Origin of the sequence: Neisseria sp. P0014.S009, from assembly GCF_051958155.1 — a bacterium.
Taxonomy (GTDB): domain Bacteria; phylum Pseudomonadota; class Gammaproteobacteria; order Burkholderiales; family Neisseriaceae; genus Neisseria; species Neisseria flavescens_C.
This window is the reverse complement of the sequence record NZ_JBQCVS010000012.1, coordinates 33,480-50,238: the sequence shown is the minus strand read 5'-3', so window position 1 is coordinate 50,238 and position 16,759 is coordinate 33,480. Positions and strand designations below refer to the sequence as shown.

The 16,759-nt window shown below is 49.2% G+C and carries 12 protein-coding genes; 7 read left to right on the top strand and 5 right to left on the bottom strand.

The genetic code is table 11. The annotated features are described in order from the left end of the window. Positions 1 to 22: 22 nt before the first annotated feature. Complete coding sequence (locus ACTHS4_RS09100; protein ID WP_070588085.1) at positions 23 to 613, bottom strand: tyrosine-protein phosphatase; 591 nt, start codon at positions 611 to 613, stop codon at positions 23 to 25. 125 nt (positions 614 to 738) lie between these two features. Between ACTHS4_RS09100 and mnmC the strand changes: the two genes are divergently transcribed. Beyond that, entirely contained in the window at positions 739 to 2,349 is a 1,611-nt protein-coding gene (gene mnmC / locus ACTHS4_RS09095) for an FAD-dependent 5-carboxymethylaminomethyl-2-thiouridine(34) oxidoreductase MnmC (RefSeq protein ID WP_440365781.1), read from the top strand. 209 nt (positions 2,350 to 2,558) lie between these two features. Here the strand turns inward: mnmC and ACTHS4_RS09090 are convergent, their stop codons facing one another. Together ACTHS4_RS09090 and ACTHS4_RS09085 are read right to left on the bottom strand one after the other, a co-directional pair. Then, positions 2,559 to 4,796: a TonB-dependent hemoglobin/transferrin/lactoferrin family receptor gene (locus ACTHS4_RS09090; RefSeq protein ID WP_440365790.1), complete on the bottom strand. Its 2,238-nt coding sequence runs from the start codon at positions 4,794 to 4,796 to the stop codon at positions 2,559 to 2,561. A 234-nt stretch (positions 4,797 to 5,030) separates the two neighbouring features. Next, the gene (locus ACTHS4_RS09085; RefSeq protein ID WP_070825554.1) at positions 5,031 to 6,026 is read right to left on the bottom strand and encodes a Slam-dependent surface lipoprotein; all 996 of its coding nucleotides are present in this window, start codon (positions 6,024 to 6,026) and stop codon (positions 5,031 to 5,033) included. 367 nt (positions 6,027 to 6,393) lie between these two features. Between ACTHS4_RS09085 and ACTHS4_RS09080 the strand changes: the two genes are divergently transcribed. After that, positions 6,394 to 7,935 carry a surface lipoprotein assembly modifier gene (locus tag ACTHS4_RS09080; RefSeq protein WP_070825555.1) on the top strand — a complete coding sequence of 514 codons (1,542 nt, stop codon included), beginning with the start codon at positions 6,394 to 6,396 and terminating at the stop codon, positions 7,933 to 7,935. Positions 7,936 to 8,055: 120 nt separating this feature from the next. Here the strand turns inward: ACTHS4_RS09080 and ACTHS4_RS09075 are convergent, their stop codons facing one another. Next, a complete protein-coding gene (locus ACTHS4_RS09075) occupies positions 8,056 to 8,679 on the bottom strand; it encodes a biliverdin-producing heme oxygenase (RefSeq protein ID WP_049329094.1) in 624 nt (207 codons plus the stop codon). A 403-nt stretch (positions 8,680 to 9,082) separates the two neighbouring features. Between ACTHS4_RS09075 and ACTHS4_RS09070 the strand changes: the two genes are divergently transcribed. From ACTHS4_RS09070 to ACTHS4_RS09060, 3 genes are read left to right on the top strand one after another with little or no spacing between them, the layout of a single operon-like run. After that, complete coding sequence (locus tag ACTHS4_RS09070; protein WP_128582336.1) at positions 9,083 to 10,393, top strand: paraquat-inducible protein A; 1,311 nt, start codon at positions 9,083 to 9,085, stop codon at positions 10,391 to 10,393. Beyond that, on the top strand, positions 10,390 to 12,051 hold the full coding sequence (gene pqiB, locus ACTHS4_RS09065) for an intermembrane transport protein PqiB (protein WP_070825556.1): 1,662 nt from the start codon (positions 10,390 to 10,392) through the stop codon (positions 12,049 to 12,051). Before ACTHS4_RS09070 ends, pqiB begins: the two co-directional genes overlap by 4 nt. Next, a complete protein-coding gene (locus ACTHS4_RS09060; RefSeq protein WP_371460304.1) occupies positions 12,051 to 12,569 on the top strand; it encodes a PqiC family protein in 519 nt (172 codons plus the stop codon). Before pqiB ends, ACTHS4_RS09060 begins: the two co-directional genes overlap by 1 nt. 57 nt (positions 12,570 to 12,626) lie before the next feature. Here ACTHS4_RS09060 and ACTHS4_RS09055 read toward each other — a convergent pair whose 3' ends face one another. Beyond that, positions 12,627 to 13,337: a GrxB family glutaredoxin gene (locus tag ACTHS4_RS09055; RefSeq protein WP_371460303.1), complete on the bottom strand. Its 711-nt coding sequence runs from the start codon at positions 13,335 to 13,337 to the stop codon at positions 12,627 to 12,629. 87 nt (positions 13,338 to 13,424) lie between these two features. Here ACTHS4_RS09055 and ACTHS4_RS09050 point away from each other — a divergent pair, with 87 nt between their 5' ends. After that, entirely contained in the window at positions 13,425 to 15,638 is a 2,214-nt protein-coding gene (locus tag ACTHS4_RS09050) for a RelA/SpoT family protein (protein ID WP_440365778.1), read from the top strand. A gap of 198 nt (positions 15,639 to 15,836) precedes the next feature. Then, positions 15,837 to 16,631, top strand: a complete 795-nt coding sequence (locus ACTHS4_RS09045) for a formate/nitrite transporter family protein (protein ID WP_107722961.1) — start codon at positions 15,837 to 15,839, stop codon at positions 16,629 to 16,631. Positions 16,632 to 16,759 lie beyond the last annotated feature (128 nt).

Here is a 16,759-nt window from a genome sequence, read left to right as displayed (position 1 = left end):
TTTTATGATTTAAATCTTGGTGTTAATCGCGTTTGCGCAAGACTTCCAAATGCGTTTTAACCTGCTTGACTTTCTCTTTGGTAAACAAATTGGCAATGTTTTTCCAAATGCTGTGATAACCGTAAGGCCCGTGTTGCATTTCGGCTTTTGCCTCTTCCACCGGCCAGCCTTGATAAATGATGCGGTACATTCCGGCAATCAAACCGGTACGGTCCGCGCCGTGATAACAGTGGATAAGCACTGCGCCGTTTTGCTGTTGTTTTTCAATCAGGTATAGGATTTCCGCAATTTCTTTCGGCTTAATGCTCCATGACAGCAACGGACGGTTTAGCAAGGTCAAACCATACGCCTTCAAATGATCGTCATCGTTGCGGTCGAAAAAGCGCAGGTTGATCACGCTTTGAATGCCCAGCTTGACAATGGCTTCGCCATCTTCGACAACAGGCTGCTCGCTGCGGTAAAGCTTGTCGTCGATGCGATAAAGGTTGGCATCGTGTTTGACGGGGGTTGCCCAGCGTTCGGACTGAACGGCTTTGTTGCCGTTATCCGGCGGCGCGGACGAGCAAGCGATGGGCAAGCCGGAAGCGAGAAGGCACAATAAAAGACGGCGCATAAAATTCCTGTATGAAAATCAATTGAAAATCAAAATATCATACGATTCTATCAAAACCCGTTCGGATATTCTATCCGCGCAAACCGCGTTACAATAAAGCCTCTTTTTTCAGACGGCCTTTCATCATGACCTGCCTTGCTTGGAACACCACACCCACCCTTGCTACCCTTTGCCGCGCCATCGAACAACATACCGCGCCGCTTTATTTGATTGTCTGCCTGCCTGAAAACCATATTCCCAATTTTCCGCTGTCAAATCATCCCTCCGAGCTTGAAGGCCGTCTGAACAACCGTCTCGCTCAAACCATGAAATGCCTTCAGTTCAACAGCGTCAACGTTTTAGAAAACCTCTTGCCTGATGTGCATCTCTGGCTGGTTCCGCCACACCGCGCCGACCGCTTACACGAACATTTCCATCATATCGAATGGCAAACCGAAGCCATACCCCAATCAGCCCCAACTCCCCTAAAACCTTGGTTCAGACGGCCTGAACATCAAACTGCACCCGAACACGTCCTGATCATCGGCGCAGGCATTGCCGGCGCAGCGACCGCGCGCAAACTGGCGGAGCACGGCGTACGCGTTACGGTTTTGGAGGCAGGCAAAGCGGCGCAGGCAGGCAGCGGCAACCGCCAAGGCTTGCTCTACGCCAAAATATCGCCACACGATACCGAACAAACCGAGCTGTTGCTGACAGGCTACGGCTACACGCGCCGATTGTTGGAAGACTTGCTGCCCGACTCCGACGTATGGGGCGGCGACGGCGTATTGCATTTGAATTTTGACGACAGCGAACGCAAACGCAATCAGGCCTTGGGTTTGCAACACCAGCATAAACACCTCTACCGCAGCGTATCTGCCGAAGAGGCTGCGCACATTGCAGGCATAGACGTATTTTCAGACGGCCTTTATTGGCCGCAAGGCGTATGGCTGAATCCGCCCGCCGTCGTGCATACCTTATTGAATCATCCGCTGATTGAGTTGCACGAACACTCGCCGCTGACCGCCGTATCGCATGACGGCACACAATGGACGGCACACACACCGGACGCACATTTCAACGCCAGCCATATCGTTTACTGCATGGGCGCGCACAGCCCGAATGCCACCGACACCAACGTCTCCGCCCTGCCTTTCCGCCAAATCCGCGGCCAGACCGGCGTTGTGTCCTCCAGCCCGTTTTCACAAAAGCTGAATTGCGCCATTTCCGGAGAAAGCTACATCAGTCCGAGCTGGCAAGGCCGCCACTGCTACGGCGCGACATTTATCCTCAACAGCAACGATGAAACTTGGTATCCGCACGAAGAAACCGAAAACCGCGCCGCTCTGCAACAGCTCAATCCCCCATTGGCACAATCCCTATTTGAGCAAGATTCGTTTTCAGACGGCCTTCAAGACACACAAGGCCATGCCGCCCTGCGTTGCGACAGCCTCGACCACTTGCCCGTTGTCGGCGCACTCGGCGACATCGCCACCATGCAGTCCGCCTACGCCAAGCTGGCATTGGACAAAAACTACCGCCTCGACAATATCCCCTGCCCTTACCTGCCCAATGCCTACATCAATACGGCACACGGTACGCGAGGCCTGGCGACAGCCCCCATCTGCGCCGCCGCCATTGCGGCCGAAATACTCGGCTTGCCCCATCCGCTATCGCAAAGGCTGAGAACCGCACTACACCCCAACCGCGCCATCATCCGCGCGATTGTTCGGCAGCAGCCGTTGTTATCCGTTTAAAGATTTCGTTTTAAATAAAAAAGGCCGTCTGAAAGTCATCAAAACTTTCAGACGGCCTTTAGCTATCCGTTAACTGCTTAGAATTTCCATTCCAGCGATACAGCGTAATTGCGGCCTGGGGCGCGGTAGCGGTCTAAGCCTTTGCCATCGCGGTCAACCCCGTTGGTGGTGCTGTAGCTGTACAGGCCTTCCTTTTTGTTCTAATTACCTTAGAACTTAGCCTCAAGTGTAAAGTTGTAACTTCTTCCTGGTGAAGAGAAACGCTCTATACCTGCATGTGTCTTATTATCGACACGATTAACTGTACCAAATTCACGGATACTACGTAGAGATTCCCAAGTGTAATATTTTTTGTTACCGATGTTATAAGCACCAGCACGCACAGTGAAGTATTTGCCCAAATTGACGTAACCTGTCAGATCGAAAAGCGTATAGGCTTTGCTGTGCTTGGCAAATGGCCATGGGTTGTTCAAATCATCACTGCTGTGAACGGTGTCAGACGGTTTTTTAGCTGCGGTGTGTGTCAGGTACGCATTGATACCCCAGCGTTTGGAGGGAGCATCGTAGCCCAAATTGTAAACGGCAGACCACGGGGAAAGGGCGTTAATCGGGGTTTCCTGTCCGTTGGTTTGTTTGGCTTTGCCTTTGATGTAGCTGACATTAACACCTGCGTGCGTGCCTTGCGGCAAACCGATGCTGTCAAGGTTCCATGTGCCGTTAAATTCCAAACCTTTCACCCATGCGGAGGAACGGTTTTGGTTTTGCCAAACGGGTGAGCTGACCAATGCAGTACCGTCGGAAATCGGCGCGTAATTAGGGCTGTTGGGATTATCGGAAGATACGCCCATATAGGTCAGTTCGATAAAATTACGGTAGCGGGTTTGGAAACCGGAGAATTTAAAGTTTCCTGCTTTGCCGCTGCCGGCAAGTCCCAGCTCGAAGTTTTTGGCGGTCTCTGCCTTCAGGTTAGGGTTGGCTTTAAGGTAAAAGTCAGGATGCGGGAACAATAGCCAGGTTTCGTCCGAAGTCGGCGCGCGGAAGCCTGTACTGTATTTCGCCAGAAGATTCAAATGTGGCGTAAATTTCCAGTCTAATCCTAAGCCGTAGCTGAAACCGCTGTGTTTACGCTCGCTGCCAAGATAGGGGATTTGACCGCGAATGGCAGGGGTATAGTTGGGGTTGTCCTTGGCTTTGCTGCTGCTGTTGTCGTAGCGAAGCCCGGCATTGAGGCGGTATTGGCTGCTGTCGCCGAATTGGAAGGTGTTGTTCCAGTAGGCAAAACGGTTTTTGGACGAGCTTTCGACCAGCATAGTCAATTCTTGGTTGTTGGACGTTTGGTATTTCGGGTCATATAGGCGTACCCAATAGCTATGGTCGCTATTACCGTTATCGTTTTTGGAGCCACCTAATCCGTATTGCATTGCCCATACCGATTTGGAGAAGTCGATTTGTTTTTCGGCATCGGCACCGAATTGGGTATTTTTTTGACGGATGTTGCGGAACATATGGTACACGTCGCTGTTGACACCGTTACGGCCATAATCCGTCGGCAAGTCCCAGGTCCAAGTGCTCATGTCGATGGTTTGACGGTCGTAACGCAGGTTGAGGTTGTCCCATGGTCCTTTGTCAAGTTGGTTTTTGTATTCGAAACCGATGCGTTTGCGGTAGGAAATATCTTGACGGGAACGGGTGTCGCCCAGTGCGTCGCCTTTCCAGTCTGCCGCCCACATATTGGACAATTCAATCGTCGTGCGGTCGGTGCGTGAATCTTCGTAAATCCAGCCGATACGGTTTTTATCGTTGAAGTTGTAACCCAGTTTGAACAGGGTGCTTTTGTTTTCCCAGTCTTGAGGGTCAGGTTTGCTGCGCGCTACACCGCGGCTGCCGTAGTTGGTCATACCAGCATTCGGACTCCAGCTTTGTTTGTTGTCAGTGATGACGGTATCGGCAGCGTCGCTGTTGTTTTTGGTTTCTTTACCGAAACGGCGGGTGTAGACCATCAATGCGTCCAGACCCAACCAGGTTCCTGCGGCGGTTATGCTGCTGAATTTTTGGCTGTTGCGTCCGATATAGCCACCTTTAATACCTAAGTGGTAGGGCTTTTCTTCGGAAACATAGTCACTTGCAGATTTGGTTTTATAGTTAACTGCACCACCCAATGCGCCGCTGCCGGATTTGAGCGAATCCGCGCCTTTGTTAAGGGTTACTTCCGAAAAGTTTTCGGGTTCGGAAGTGTTGCGGTTTGCATTGAAGTTGCCGTATGCACCGAACAACTCTTGAAACGCTTCAGACGACCTGCTTTCTGCTTGTGCCAGTCCGTCCACGTTGATGGCAACGCGGTCTTTATCGACACCGCGTATGGTAAAACCGTTAGAACCTGAGCGTCCGCCTTCAACGACGCTGATGCCCGGATCGTAACGCACCAAGTCGCTTTCATCGGAGACCATTTGTTTATCCAAAGCCTGACGGCGGATTTTCTCTTCACCGAGTTTTTGTACTTTGCGGCCGCCAATGACTTTGACTTCATTCAACTCCTGATAAGCTTGAGGAATAGGATCGGCCGCTAAGGCAGGGAAAGTTTGGCTGACAATAGCTGCCAGCAGTACAGGTTTAAAATGGAAGGACATTTTTTGCCTCTTAATATATATTGATTATCTATTATTGGAATGCTTGATGTGCAGTTACTGGCTGACAGGTGTCAAGCTTGTATCTGTCGTATTGCGGTCGTCATCATTCTTCACGCCGCCGAACACGGTATCCAACGATTTATCGGCATCAAAGGTAACTTTACCGCCTATACTGACTTCTGTTTTATCGCCGTTAAATTGACCAAAGAATTTCCCTTCGACTTTGCCGTTTTTACCATCGGATTCGGCAGTGCCTGAGAAATCAACGCCGTTGATGCCTACATCTTTCATCACAACGTCCGGACCGTAATCAGCATTACCTAAAATCGTGCCGCCGAGTTTGTTGGTGTTGAAATTGGCTGTCAGCAGTGAAAGTTTGGGCGTGTTTTTTTCAGACGACCCGGAGGATTTGCCCGGATCGTAGGTTGAGGTAACGATATTGCCGTTGCGGACGCGGACAGCCCAAACTTCGTATGTAGTCTTGCCTTTTGCCACTGTACTGTCTGACGGAGTGTAATAAGACGGTTTCGCCGTTCCGACGGGTTTGCCGCCGACAAACAGGTCTGCCGTGCCGTCTGCATTTATCCATGCGCCGAATTTGAGGTGGTCCTGTTTGGTTGCCGGTGCATAGGTGAATTGTCCCGAACTACTGCAACAGACAAACAGTTTGCCACCTTCAGATAAAGGTTGTCCTTCATGGCGTGTACGAAGGGCATAAGACGGGCTGGAATATGATGGGACAATCGGATCAGAATATGAACTAATGTTGTAATAGTTACCAGAAGGGGTTTGATAGACATATTGTTTATCGGTATAGCTGTAGCCCCATGATGTTTTCACTTCGAGTTCCGCTTCACGCAGACTGCCGCCTTTATCGGAAAGGGTATTAATGGTCTTTACTGCATTGCTTTCATCGCTCAGCTTAACATTGGCAATAGGTTGCGCTGTCGGAATAGCAACGGGAACTTTGGGTTCAGATGCACCTCCACCTGCACATGCAGTCAAAATAAAGGTAGTTGCAATAGGCACTATAAATACATTAATTTTCATAACCAATCTCTCTAAAATACAAGCTTCTCAGATACAATAATGATAAGTATTACTAATAATATGCAATATTGTGTAACAAATATTTTATTTTAGCAATACCAATATTTTTTCTATCAGTAGTTAGGGTGAATCTTTATGCCATCCTCTCTCTGTTAAATATATTTACGCAATTTATAATCCTATAAAAATAAATAAGTTATATTTATTTCGTAAATTTGCCGTTATAATGATAAATCTAAATACGAATCTGTATTTTTTATGCAAAAATAAAATCACCTGAGATGTTTCAGGCAGTTTTATGATAAGAGCAAATCCCTTATTAGAAACGATTTGCCCTCAGATATACATATATTTCGGATGACTTTAAATGCTAAAAATAAAACAAAAAATTGTCTCAGCTTCTTTGTGCTACCTATTGCCGTCAGCAGCCTTTGCTGAATTTCCCGAAGAGGGTGTTCGGCAGAATATTTCTTCTCAGAATACTGCTGTACAAGTACAACAGAAACAATGGTTAGATATTCTATCTGAGGAGGAAAGGTCGCCTGAAAAGAATGAGAATATAGGCAGACCAACTCTGGTTAATGATGATTTTTTAGCGGCAAACCCGCATATTCTTGAGGACGCGTTAGTTCAAGCACTTAACAGCAATAGCGCAGATCTAGTTTCCTCTCTTGTCGCCCTTTACTGCAAACAGCCCAACCACAATCCCAAACTGATTACGCGTGCCGATGCTTTGCTGGCAAAGTTGAAAGGACGGACTTCCGAAGCGGTCGAACGTTACCGTACTCTTTATGAATCTGATGTTTCAGACGACCGCGTACTGTTGGATTTGGCGGCGGCGGAGTTTCAGGATTATCGCTTGGGCGATGCTGCCGCACATTTCCGTCAAGCCGCGCAGCGCGATATACCAGCCCCCGTTTTGGAAAATGTCAAACGTTTTCAAGAAGCCGTCAAACGGCAGACAGAATGGAAATTGTCTGGCGGAATCAGCCCCGTGCATAACGATAATGCCAACAACGCTGCTCCGCGTTATTGCATCGAAACAAAAGGGCAAACCGCATGCAGTGTTACCTTACCTGTCAGTGCCAACGGCTTGAATTACGAATTGAACACCGAAAAACTCACCCCATTGTATGGGCATCACGCCATCAAATTCCGTGCTAACCTCAGCGGTACAAGCTATTTTTTCGACCGCCAATCGGCTTACGACGATGCGTTCGGTAGGGCTTATTTGGGCTGGCAGCGCAAGGACGGCAAACAAACCGTCAGCGTTTTACCGTTTTATCAGGCACAGTTGGCAGGCAGCAGCGAGTTTGACAGCAAAAAAGAAAATAAACGCCGCGCCGCGCCGTATATGCTGGCACACGGGGTTGGCGTACAGCTTTCGCATATGGTCAATCTCAGTAACGCGACACAACTTTATTACTCGTTGGAACGCTACCGCCAAAACTATCGGGAAACTGATCGTGCGCTGCGTAACGACGGTTGGCACGACAGTACCTATCTCTCCCTGGCGCGCCGTTTTGGCAGAACGACTCTGTTCGGTGGTTGGCAATACAACCGCTTTGTTCCTGAAAACAAAAGCATACACAATGCCATCAACAATGCGGCCTACCACCGCAACGGTTTCAATATAGGTTGGATACAGCAATGGCAGGTTTTAGGTGAGCTTAACAGCAGACTTACCGCTTCATTTGCCAACCGCCACTATAAAGGCATTATGGCATTCGGTACGGAGCCGCAACACAACCGGGAGCGCTCCCTCTCTATCAACCTTAGTCACAACAAATTATCTTATAAAGGCATTACCCCTACTTTGAATTATAGTTATAGTCACATCCGTAGCAATGCGCCATATGCAATGCGTAATATTCATCAATGGTCATTAGGTGGTGAATGGAATTTTTAAAGGAGAATCAAATCTGAGTAGGTGTAAGACAGCAACCCGTTCAAACAAAACTTTGTAGTGTAATTAAAGGTCTCTGCAAACATCTACGCCGAGACCTTATCTGTTTGATTGAATTATTTTTTAGAGTCTGTGCGGCGTCATACCTTCAGGCGCTTCCGCACCTTCCGGCAAACCGAAGGTTTCACGCAGAATCACTTTATAGAATTCAAAAGCTTCGCGCGCGCCTTGAATGGCTTCCGCCTCAGCTTCCGGAGTCAAGTTCAAAGCGTTCAGATGCTCGACAAAAGCGCGCCAGTGTTTGCCACGGCCGTTCGGATGAGGAGCCAGGTGGCGTGCGCCAAATTCGCCGGTGTATTCGAGTTTTTGAGCATGTTTGAACAAGAATGCCGCGCCCAAATTAGAACCTTCGGCGCAATACAGCCAGCCGATGGCTTTATTACCGGTTTCGTGTGGTAATTCTTTGTCAAATTTGTAAGGCTCTTCGCCCAAGTCTTTCAAGTCTTGAGTCACGGCATCGTAACGCGCCATATATTCAAGTTCTGGAATGGCTTTGTTCAATTCGGCATCTTTATAGATGTGATCGACGGCCTTATGGAAAACAGATTGAAGTTTCAAGAATTTGATGTAGTTTTCTTTGCTGGAAAAAGGCTGAACGGACATAACCAAGTTATCAACGCTGTCGTGCGTTGTCGTGGTTTGCTCTTTCAAGCGTTTGGCGAAAGTCAGCTCTTGGGTTTCACTCATGATGTTTCCTTTGAATTAAAAGACTAATAGTTTCAGACGGCCTTTATGGTTAAAAATCCGTCTAATTTGAAAAGAATTGTTTTAAAAACAAAGAAGATAATTTTTAGCCTACTTCAGGTTCGTTGACCGTGTACCTTCCACAAATCTACAAGGATTATCGTGTTTTTAAATATTGAGAATATATCTTATTTTTATCCTAATGGAAATAAACCAAACTAAGACCTATTAATAAAATTTAACGGTCCATAGCAATAACCTTCTGAAGTCTTTTCAAACTTTTCAGACGGCCCAAACCTTATTAAGCAGCTGCCATTCAATCAAATATCGACCTAAATTTGGGCTATCCTTCTGTTTTCCTTTATAATGCGACACTCTTTGCACCTTCTTTATCCCCTGCCGAACCATGAAACGGATTCCTGCCTACCATCGCTGGTGGCGCTACAAGTCTTATCTTCCTGATGCGACGCTGCCTGCACATACGGTGGAATGCCCGGATTGCGGCTGCCGTATGGATATTCCGCGCCTGCGTCAGGGGCAGGAAGCGCATTGTCCGGTGTGCAACCATGAAATCGTGGAAGTGGAAAACAATCCGTATATCGCGCCGATTGCCTATGCGCTGACAACCTTGATTCTGATGGCGTTCGCGTACAATATGGTGTATATCCGCGTGGATTTGTTCGGCGTGACTTCGATTTTGTCGTTGCCACAAATGATGCGGCTTTTGATTTCGCTGGATTACGGTTTTCTGGCGGAAGTGATGTTTATCCTCACCTTCGGCGCGCCTTTACTGTTTTTACTGCTCTGCCTTTATGTTTATACGGCTTTGATACGCGAAAAGGCCTACCCTGCGCTGCGCTTTGCAACGCGCGTATTGGTGCGGCTACGCCATTGGATTATGGTGGATGTGTTTTTTATTTCCACTTTGGTGGCGTATATCAAACTCTCGTCCGTTGCTACAGTAGAGTTTGGTTCGGCGTTTTATCTGATGTTTCCGTTGTCGGTCATGCTGATTCGGACTTCGGTATCGATTCCGCAGCATTGGGTTTATTATAAGATTCACCGTTTAACCGGCGGCCATGCGGTTCAGACGGCCGCTGAAGACAAAATCTGTTGCAGCCGCTGCCTGTATTTCCGCAATAAAGACGAGCAGCCTTGCGGCGTATGCGGCGCAGACTTATACCGCCGCCGCCCGAAAAGCCTGAGCATTTCGCTGGCGTTTTTAATGGCGGCGTTTATCCTGTATTTCCCTGCCAACATCCTGCCGATTATGATTTCGTCAAATCCGACAGCTTTGGAGATCAACACGATTTTCAACGGCATTGTTTATATGTGGAACGACGGCGACCGGTTGATTGCCGTGATTATCTTTAGTGCCAGTATTATGGTGCCGGTTTTGAAGATTATTGCGATGGCGGTTTTGATTTATTCCGCATACTTCAAGCCTGTGATGAGCGCGGACAAGATGTCGGTTTTGTATCGGATTACCGAATCCATCGGCCGCTGGTCGATGATTGATATTTTTGTGATTATTATTTTGATGAGTTCGTTCCACACCAATATGGCGCGCGTCGTGCCGGGTGGTGCGTCGATTTACTTCTGCCTGGTCGTTATTTTGACCATGCTTTCGGCCTATTATTTCGATCCCCGTCTGATTTGGGACAAGCAACAGCAGCTTTCAGACGGCCTTGATTCTGACCAGACCTTAACACAATGAAAAAACACGATTCTTCACCCAATTATCACGCCCCGGCGCGTGTCAAGAAAACCAATGTCTTCACGTCTATCGTGTGGCTGATTCCGCTGATTGCGCTGATTGCCGGCGGCTGGCTTTTGATTAAAGACATCCGCAACCGCGGCCCTGTCGTTACGCTGTTGATGGACAGCGCCGAAGGCATCGAAGTCAACAACACCGTCATTAAGGTGTTGAACGTCGATGTCGGACGCGTTACCCGCATCAAATTGCGCGACGACCAAAAAGGTGTGGAAGTTACTGCCCAGCTCAGCGCCGACGCCAAAGACCTTATCCGCAGTGATACCCAATTTTGGGTGGTCAAACCGCGTATCGACCAAAGCGGCGTTACCGGCTTGGGAACCTTGCTTTCCGGCTCATATATTGCATTTACACCGGGCAAAAGCCAAGAAACCAAAGATGTATTTGTCGTCCAAGACATTCCGCCGATTGCCGCCATCGGTCAAAGCGGCCTGCGCCTGAATTTGATCGGAAAAAACGACCGCATCCTCAACGTCAGCAGCCCTGTTTTGTATGAAAACTTTATGGTCGGTCAAGTAGAAAGCGCGCATTTCGACCCGTCCGACCAAAGCGTGCATTACACCATCTTCATCCAAAGCCCCAACGACAAACTGATTAATTCCGCCAGCCGTTTTTGGCTGGAAAGCGGCATCAATATCGAAACCACAGGCAGCGGTGTCAAACTCAATTCCGCCCCTCTGCCTGCCCTGCTGTCCGGCGCAATTTCCTTTGACTCGCCCAAAACAAGCGACAGCAAAAACGTCAAAAGCGAAGACAGCTTCACGCTTTACGATAGCCGCAGCGAAGTCGCCAACCTGCCTGACGACCGCTCGCTGTATTACACTGCGTTTTTCAAACAATCCGTACGCGGCCTGTCTGCCGGTTCGCCTGTCGAATACAAAGGCCTGAATGTCGGCGTGGTTTCCGATGTTCCATATTTCGACCGCAACGACAGCCTGCATTTGTTTGAAAACGGTTGGATTCCCGTACGCATCCGTATTGAGCCTTCCCGTTTGGAAATCAATGCCGACGAGCAAAGTAAAGAACATTGGAAACAACAATTTCAGACGGCCTTAAACAAAGGCCTGACTGCCACCATCTCCAGCAACAACCTGCTGACCGGCAGCAAAATGATTGAGTTGAACGATCAGCCTTCTGCCTCGCCTAAGCTGCGACCGCATACCGTTTATGCAGGCGATACTGTTATCGCGACCCAAGGTGGCGGTTTGGACGATTTGCAGGCAAAAGTGGCCGACTTGTTAGACAAGTTCAACAATCTGCCATTGGATAAAACCGTTGCCGGCTTGAACGGTTCGCTTGCCGAGCTCAAGTCTACACTCAAATCTGCCAATGCCGCCCTAAGCTCCATCGACAAACTGGTCGGCAAACCGCAGACACAAAACATTCCGAACGAGTTGAACCAAACCCTGAAAGAATTGCGTCAAACCCTGCAAGGCGTATCGCCTCAATCGCCTATCTACGGCGACGTACAAAATACGCTGCAAAGTTTGGACAAAACCTTAAAAGACGTTCAACCCGTGATTAATACTTTGAAAGAAAAACCCAACGCGCTGATTTTCAACAGCAGCAGCAAAGACCCTATCCCGAAAGGAAGCCGATAATGCGCCTCTTCCCGATTGCCGCCGCCCTGACGCTTGCCGCCTGCGGCACTGCGCAAAGCACACAATATTTCGTCCTGCCCGACAGCCAGTACATCCGTCCGGCTGCGCATGGCAACGAAATCGCGGTCAAAGTCAACCTTGCCGAACCGCTTGCCAACGGCGGTCTCGTTTACCAAACCGATGCCTATCATGTGAATCTGGCGAAAAACCACCTGTGGGCGGCGCCGCTCGATGGCGCGTTGGCAGCAAATCTCAGCAACAAGCTCAACCGCCTCAATCCGCATCGCACCTTCGTGCCTGCTTCACGCAGCCAAAGCAGCCAAACCCTGAAAGTCTATATCGAAGCCTTCCAAGGCAGCTATCAGGGGCAGACCACCATCAGCGGTTATGCACAATGGCCGGACGGACGCAGCAAACCGTTTAACGCCATCACTCCGCAACAAGGCGACGGCTATACCGCCATGCTCGAATCGTTGGAAAACGGTTTGTCACAGGTTGCCGAAACGATTGCCTATTAAACCCAAAGGCCGTCTGAAAAAACTTTCAGACGGCCTTTTTTATGTTTCAAACATTCATTACAACGCGCGGTCAAAATACAAAGCCACGCCGGAACGTTCGCTCATCGCCAACAAATAATCCATCAACTTTTGCGGCCATTGAATACCGCGCACAACGGTCAGGTTGCGCAAAATAGGGAAAGTTAGGATATCTTCAAAACTGATTTCACCGCACAAGCCCTCGCCTTCGCACACCAGCGCTTCCAGTTCTGCCAAGTCTTGATGTAGACGCTCCAGATATTGCGCCGTTTTGTTCAGATTAGTCTCGAAATTGCCGATACTTTTCTCTTTTTTGTCGATAAAGTATTTTTTCGCTTCATCGGTCTCAAATTCAGGCAAGCCGATTTTGACCATGCGCGGCTGTACCAATTTGTTATTGTATTCGCCCACTTTATCCAACCAAGCCTGTACTTCTGGACGAACTTCTTCTTTCAGACGGCCTTGATCAATGTAACGGACAATATCCAAACTCTCGCCCATAAACGAACCATCTTCTTTTTGCAAAATCGGCACTTGTTTTGAGCCAATCATGCCAATCGGCGTAGCTTCGTCATCGTTTGCTAAGACGACCTCTTCCACCGCCACATCGCGCAAGCCGAAAATCATCCGCGCACGGACGCAAAACGGGCAATGGTCGTAAATATACAGTTTCATCGAAATGCTCCTTAAAATTTCAAAACGGTTAACCATAACACCCAAGGCCGTCTGAAACAAGGCTTCCTGAAACATGGTGCGGCATTCGCATACAAATCTAGGGCTGTCGGCAATAAACTGTTACAATGGCAACGTTTTTATCAAAAAGAAAAAACGCACGCCATGACCACTATTCGCCAAACGCCCCAAACATCGAGTGCAACGCTGGAAGGCCTCCTCGCTTGGTTCGACGGCTATGTTGCCGCGTTGCCTGATCCCGATAAAAACCTGATTCAGACGGCCTTTGACCTGTCTAAAGAACATTATCCTGCCGATGCCCTAACGACTTACGGCGAGCCTTTAATGGAACATTTCCTCGGATCGATGCAAATCGTCAGCGAACTCGACTTATTGCCCGATGCCGTGGCGGCTACGATTTTGTCCGACATCGGCAAATACGTTCCCACTTGGCAAGAATTGGTTACCGAACGCTGCAACAGCACCGTTTGCGAGCTGGTCAAAGGTGTGGACGAAGTACAAAAACTGACCCAATTCGCACGCGTAGACAGCCTTGCCACGCCGGAAGAACGCGCCCAACAAGCCGAAACCATGCGCAAAATGCTGTTGGCGATGGTTACCGACATCCGCGTCGTCCTGATCAAACTGGCGATGCGCACACGCACCCTCCAATTCTTAAGCAACGTTCCCGACAATCCTGAAAAACGCGCCGTTGCCAAAGAAACCCTCGACATTTTTGCCCCGCTCGCCAACCGCTTGGGCGTGTGGCAACTCAAATGGCAGCTCGAAGATTTGGGCTTCCGTCATCAAGAGCCGGAAAAATACCGCGAAATCGCCCTGCTTTTGGACGAAAAACGCACCGAGCGCCTCGAATACATCGAAAACTTCCTCAATATCCTGCGTACGGAACTGAAAAAATACAATATTCATTTTGAAGTTGCCGGAAGACCGAAGCACATCTACTCCATTTACAAAAAAATGGTGAAGAAAAAGCTCACTTTCGACGGCTTGTTCGACATCCGCGCCGTACGGATTTTGGTGGACACCATTCCCGAGTGTTACACCACGCTGGGCATTGTCCACAGCCTCTGGCAGCCGATTCCGGGCGAGTTTGACGACTATATCGCCAACCCGAAAGGCAACGGCTATAAAAGTTTGCATACCGTCATCGTCGGCCCAGAAGACAAAGGCGTGGAAGTCCAAATCCGCACCTTCGACATGCACCAATTCAACGAATTCGGTGTCGCCGCCCACTGGCGTTATAAAGAAGGCGGCAAGGGCGATTCCGCCTACGAACAGAAAATCGCTTGGTTGCGCCAACTCCTAGACTGGCGCGAAAACATGGCCGAAAGCGGCAAAGAAGACCTTGCCGCCGCCTTTAAAACCGAGCTGTTCAATGACACGATTTATGTTTTGACTCCGCACGGCAAAGTCCTCTCCCTGCCTACGGGCGCTACCCCGATTGACTTTGCCTATGCCCTGCACAGCAGCGTGGGCGACCGTTGTCGCGGCGCAAAAGTCGAAGGACAAATCGTGCCGCTGTCCACGCCTTTGGAAAACGGACAACGCGTTGAAATCATTACCGCCAAAGAGGGAAATCCTTCCGTCAACTGGCTCTACGAAGGCTGGGTCAAATCCAACCGCGCCATCAGTAAAATCCGTGCCTACATCCGCCAGCAAAATGCGGATACCGTGCGAGAAGAAGGCCGCGCCCAGTTGGACAAACAGTTGTCAAAAATCTTCCCCAAACCCAATCTGCAAGCATTGGCGGAAAAACTCGGCTTCAAAAAAACCGACGAACTCTATACGGCCATCGGTCAGGGCGAAGTTTCCAACCGCGCCATCCACAAAGCCTGCGGCGCGCTGAATGAACCGCCTCCCGTGCCGATTGATGAAACCAATATCGTCAAGCAGTCCAAAATCAAAAAAGGCGGCAAAAATGGCATTTTGATTGACGGCGAAGACGGCCTGATGACCACGCTTGCCAAATGCTGCAAACCAGCACCTCCTGACGACATTATCGGTTTCGTTACACGCGACCGCGGTATTTCCGTCCACCGCAACACCTGCCCTTCTTTCCACCACCTTGCCGAACAGTCTCCTGAAAAAGTGTTGAATGCAAGCTGGGCAGCCTTGCAAGAAGGACAAGTGTTTGCCGTCGATGTCGAAATCCGCGCTCAAGACCGCTCCGGTTTGCTGCGCGATGTTTCGGATGCGCTGGCACGTCATAAACTCAACGTTACCGCGGTGCAAACCCAATCGCGCGATTTGGAAGCCAGTATGCGCTTTACCCTTGAAGTCCGCCAAGTCAACGACCTGCCGCGCGTATTAGCCAGCTTGGGCGACATCAAAGGCGTTTTAAGCGTAACGCGCTTATAATTCCCATTCCCCCATCTAAAGGCCGTCTGAAAGTATTGCTTTCAGACGGCCTTTCACACATCGGCTGCCAATATATAACCTACGCTTCTATCCTTACAATCAGCCGTTATTTCCTGTCCGCCATATTCTCAGGCAAACTCGCCATCCGCATGATAAAGAAAGATATTTTTATTCTTATATTAACCTTAAGGAAACTTCATGGATACACGAGACCTGTTCCCTCATGAAATTTTGCAGGACGCCATCGGCAAAAGTTGCGCCAAATCTGAATTCAGCATCAAGATGTTGGTGATTTTGAGTTTCTTGGGCGGCGGTTATGTCGGCTTCGGCTATCTTGCCTGCCTGCGCGTCATCAGCGGCATTCCTGCCGAATGGAACGGTCTGGCCGCCCTTTTGGGCGCGTCCGTGTTCCCTATCGCGCTGATTTGTATCTTAATCGGCGGCGGTGAGCTGGCAACAGGCAATATGATGATTATGGCTTTGGGCAGATTGACCGGCCGCGTCAGTACCTACAAACTGGTGCGCAACTGGCTGATTGTCAGCTTGGGCAATCTGGCAGGCGCCGTTGCCATGGCCTATTTTCTCGGCCACTATGTCGGCTTGGCAGAGGGAGCGGCTACGGCTAAAACCATTGCCATCGCCGAAGCCAAAGTTAATATGGACTTTGGCCGTGCATTCGTCTCCGCTATCGCATGTAACTGGATGGTGTGCATGGGTATTTGGTTCTATTTCGGTTCACGCCATACTTCAGGCCGCATTTTGGCAACTTGGTTTCCGGTCATGATCTTCGTGTTAATCGGCTTTCAACATTTTGTTGCCAATATGTTCATCATTCCGGCCGGCATTTGGGCAGGCGCAAACGTCAGCTGGGGTCAATTTTTCTACAACATGATTCCCGTTTTCTTAGGCAACGTCCTGGGCGGGTCATCCTTTGTCGCAGCCTCTTATCTCTTTGCTTACAAACACTTACTAAAAGACGATTTTTCTATTTAATGTAGTCTTTTTTTCTAAAAACCCCGTATCTGCCCGACACAGATACGGGGTTTCTGCACAAGGCCATCTGAAAGTCCAAGTCGTTTAATTACTTTTTCTCTTTAATCCTCAAAAAACATCAGGAAAGA

Coding starts and splice junctions, on each gene's coding strand:
- ACTHS4_RS09050 (WP_440365778.1), top strand. CDS start 13,425: ATGACCACTATTCGCCAAACGCCCCAAACATCGAGTGCAACGCTGGAA.
- ACTHS4_RS09055 (WP_371460303.1), bottom strand. CDS start 13,337: ATGTTTCAGGAAGCCTTGTTTCAGACGGCCTTGGGTGTTATGGTTAAC.
- ACTHS4_RS09090 (WP_440365790.1), bottom strand. CDS start 4,796: ATGGTCTCCGATGAAAGCGACTTGGTGCGTTACGATCCGGGCATCAGC.
- pqiB (WP_070825556.1), top strand. CDS start 10,390: ATGAAAAAACACGATTCTTCACCCAATTATCACGCCCCGGCGCGTGTC.
- mnmC (WP_440365781.1), top strand. CDS start 739: ATGACCTGCCTTGCTTGGAACACCACACCCACCCTTGCTACCCTTTGC.
- ACTHS4_RS09075 (WP_049329094.1), bottom strand. CDS start 8,679: ATGAGTGAAACCCAAGAGCTGACTTTCGCCAAACGCTTGAAAGAGCAA.
- ACTHS4_RS09045 (WP_107722961.1), top strand. CDS start 15,837: ATGGATACACGAGACCTGTTCCCTCATGAAATTTTGCAGGACGCCATC.
- ACTHS4_RS09100 (WP_070588085.1), bottom strand. CDS start 613: ATGCGCCGTCTTTTATTGTGCCTTCTCGCTTCCGGCTTGCCCATCGCT.
- ACTHS4_RS09080 (WP_070825555.1), top strand. CDS start 6,394: ATGCTAAAAATAAAACAAAAAATTGTCTCAGCTTCTTTGTGCTACCTA.
- ACTHS4_RS09070 (WP_128582336.1), top strand. CDS start 9,083: ATGAAACGGATTCCTGCCTACCATCGCTGGTGGCGCTACAAGTCTTAT.
- ACTHS4_RS09085 (WP_070825554.1), bottom strand. CDS start 6,026: ATGAAAATTAATGTATTTATAGTGCCTATTGCAACTACCTTTATTTTG.
- ACTHS4_RS09060 (WP_371460304.1), top strand. CDS start 12,051: ATGCGCCTCTTCCCGATTGCCGCCGCCCTGACGCTTGCCGCCTGCGGC.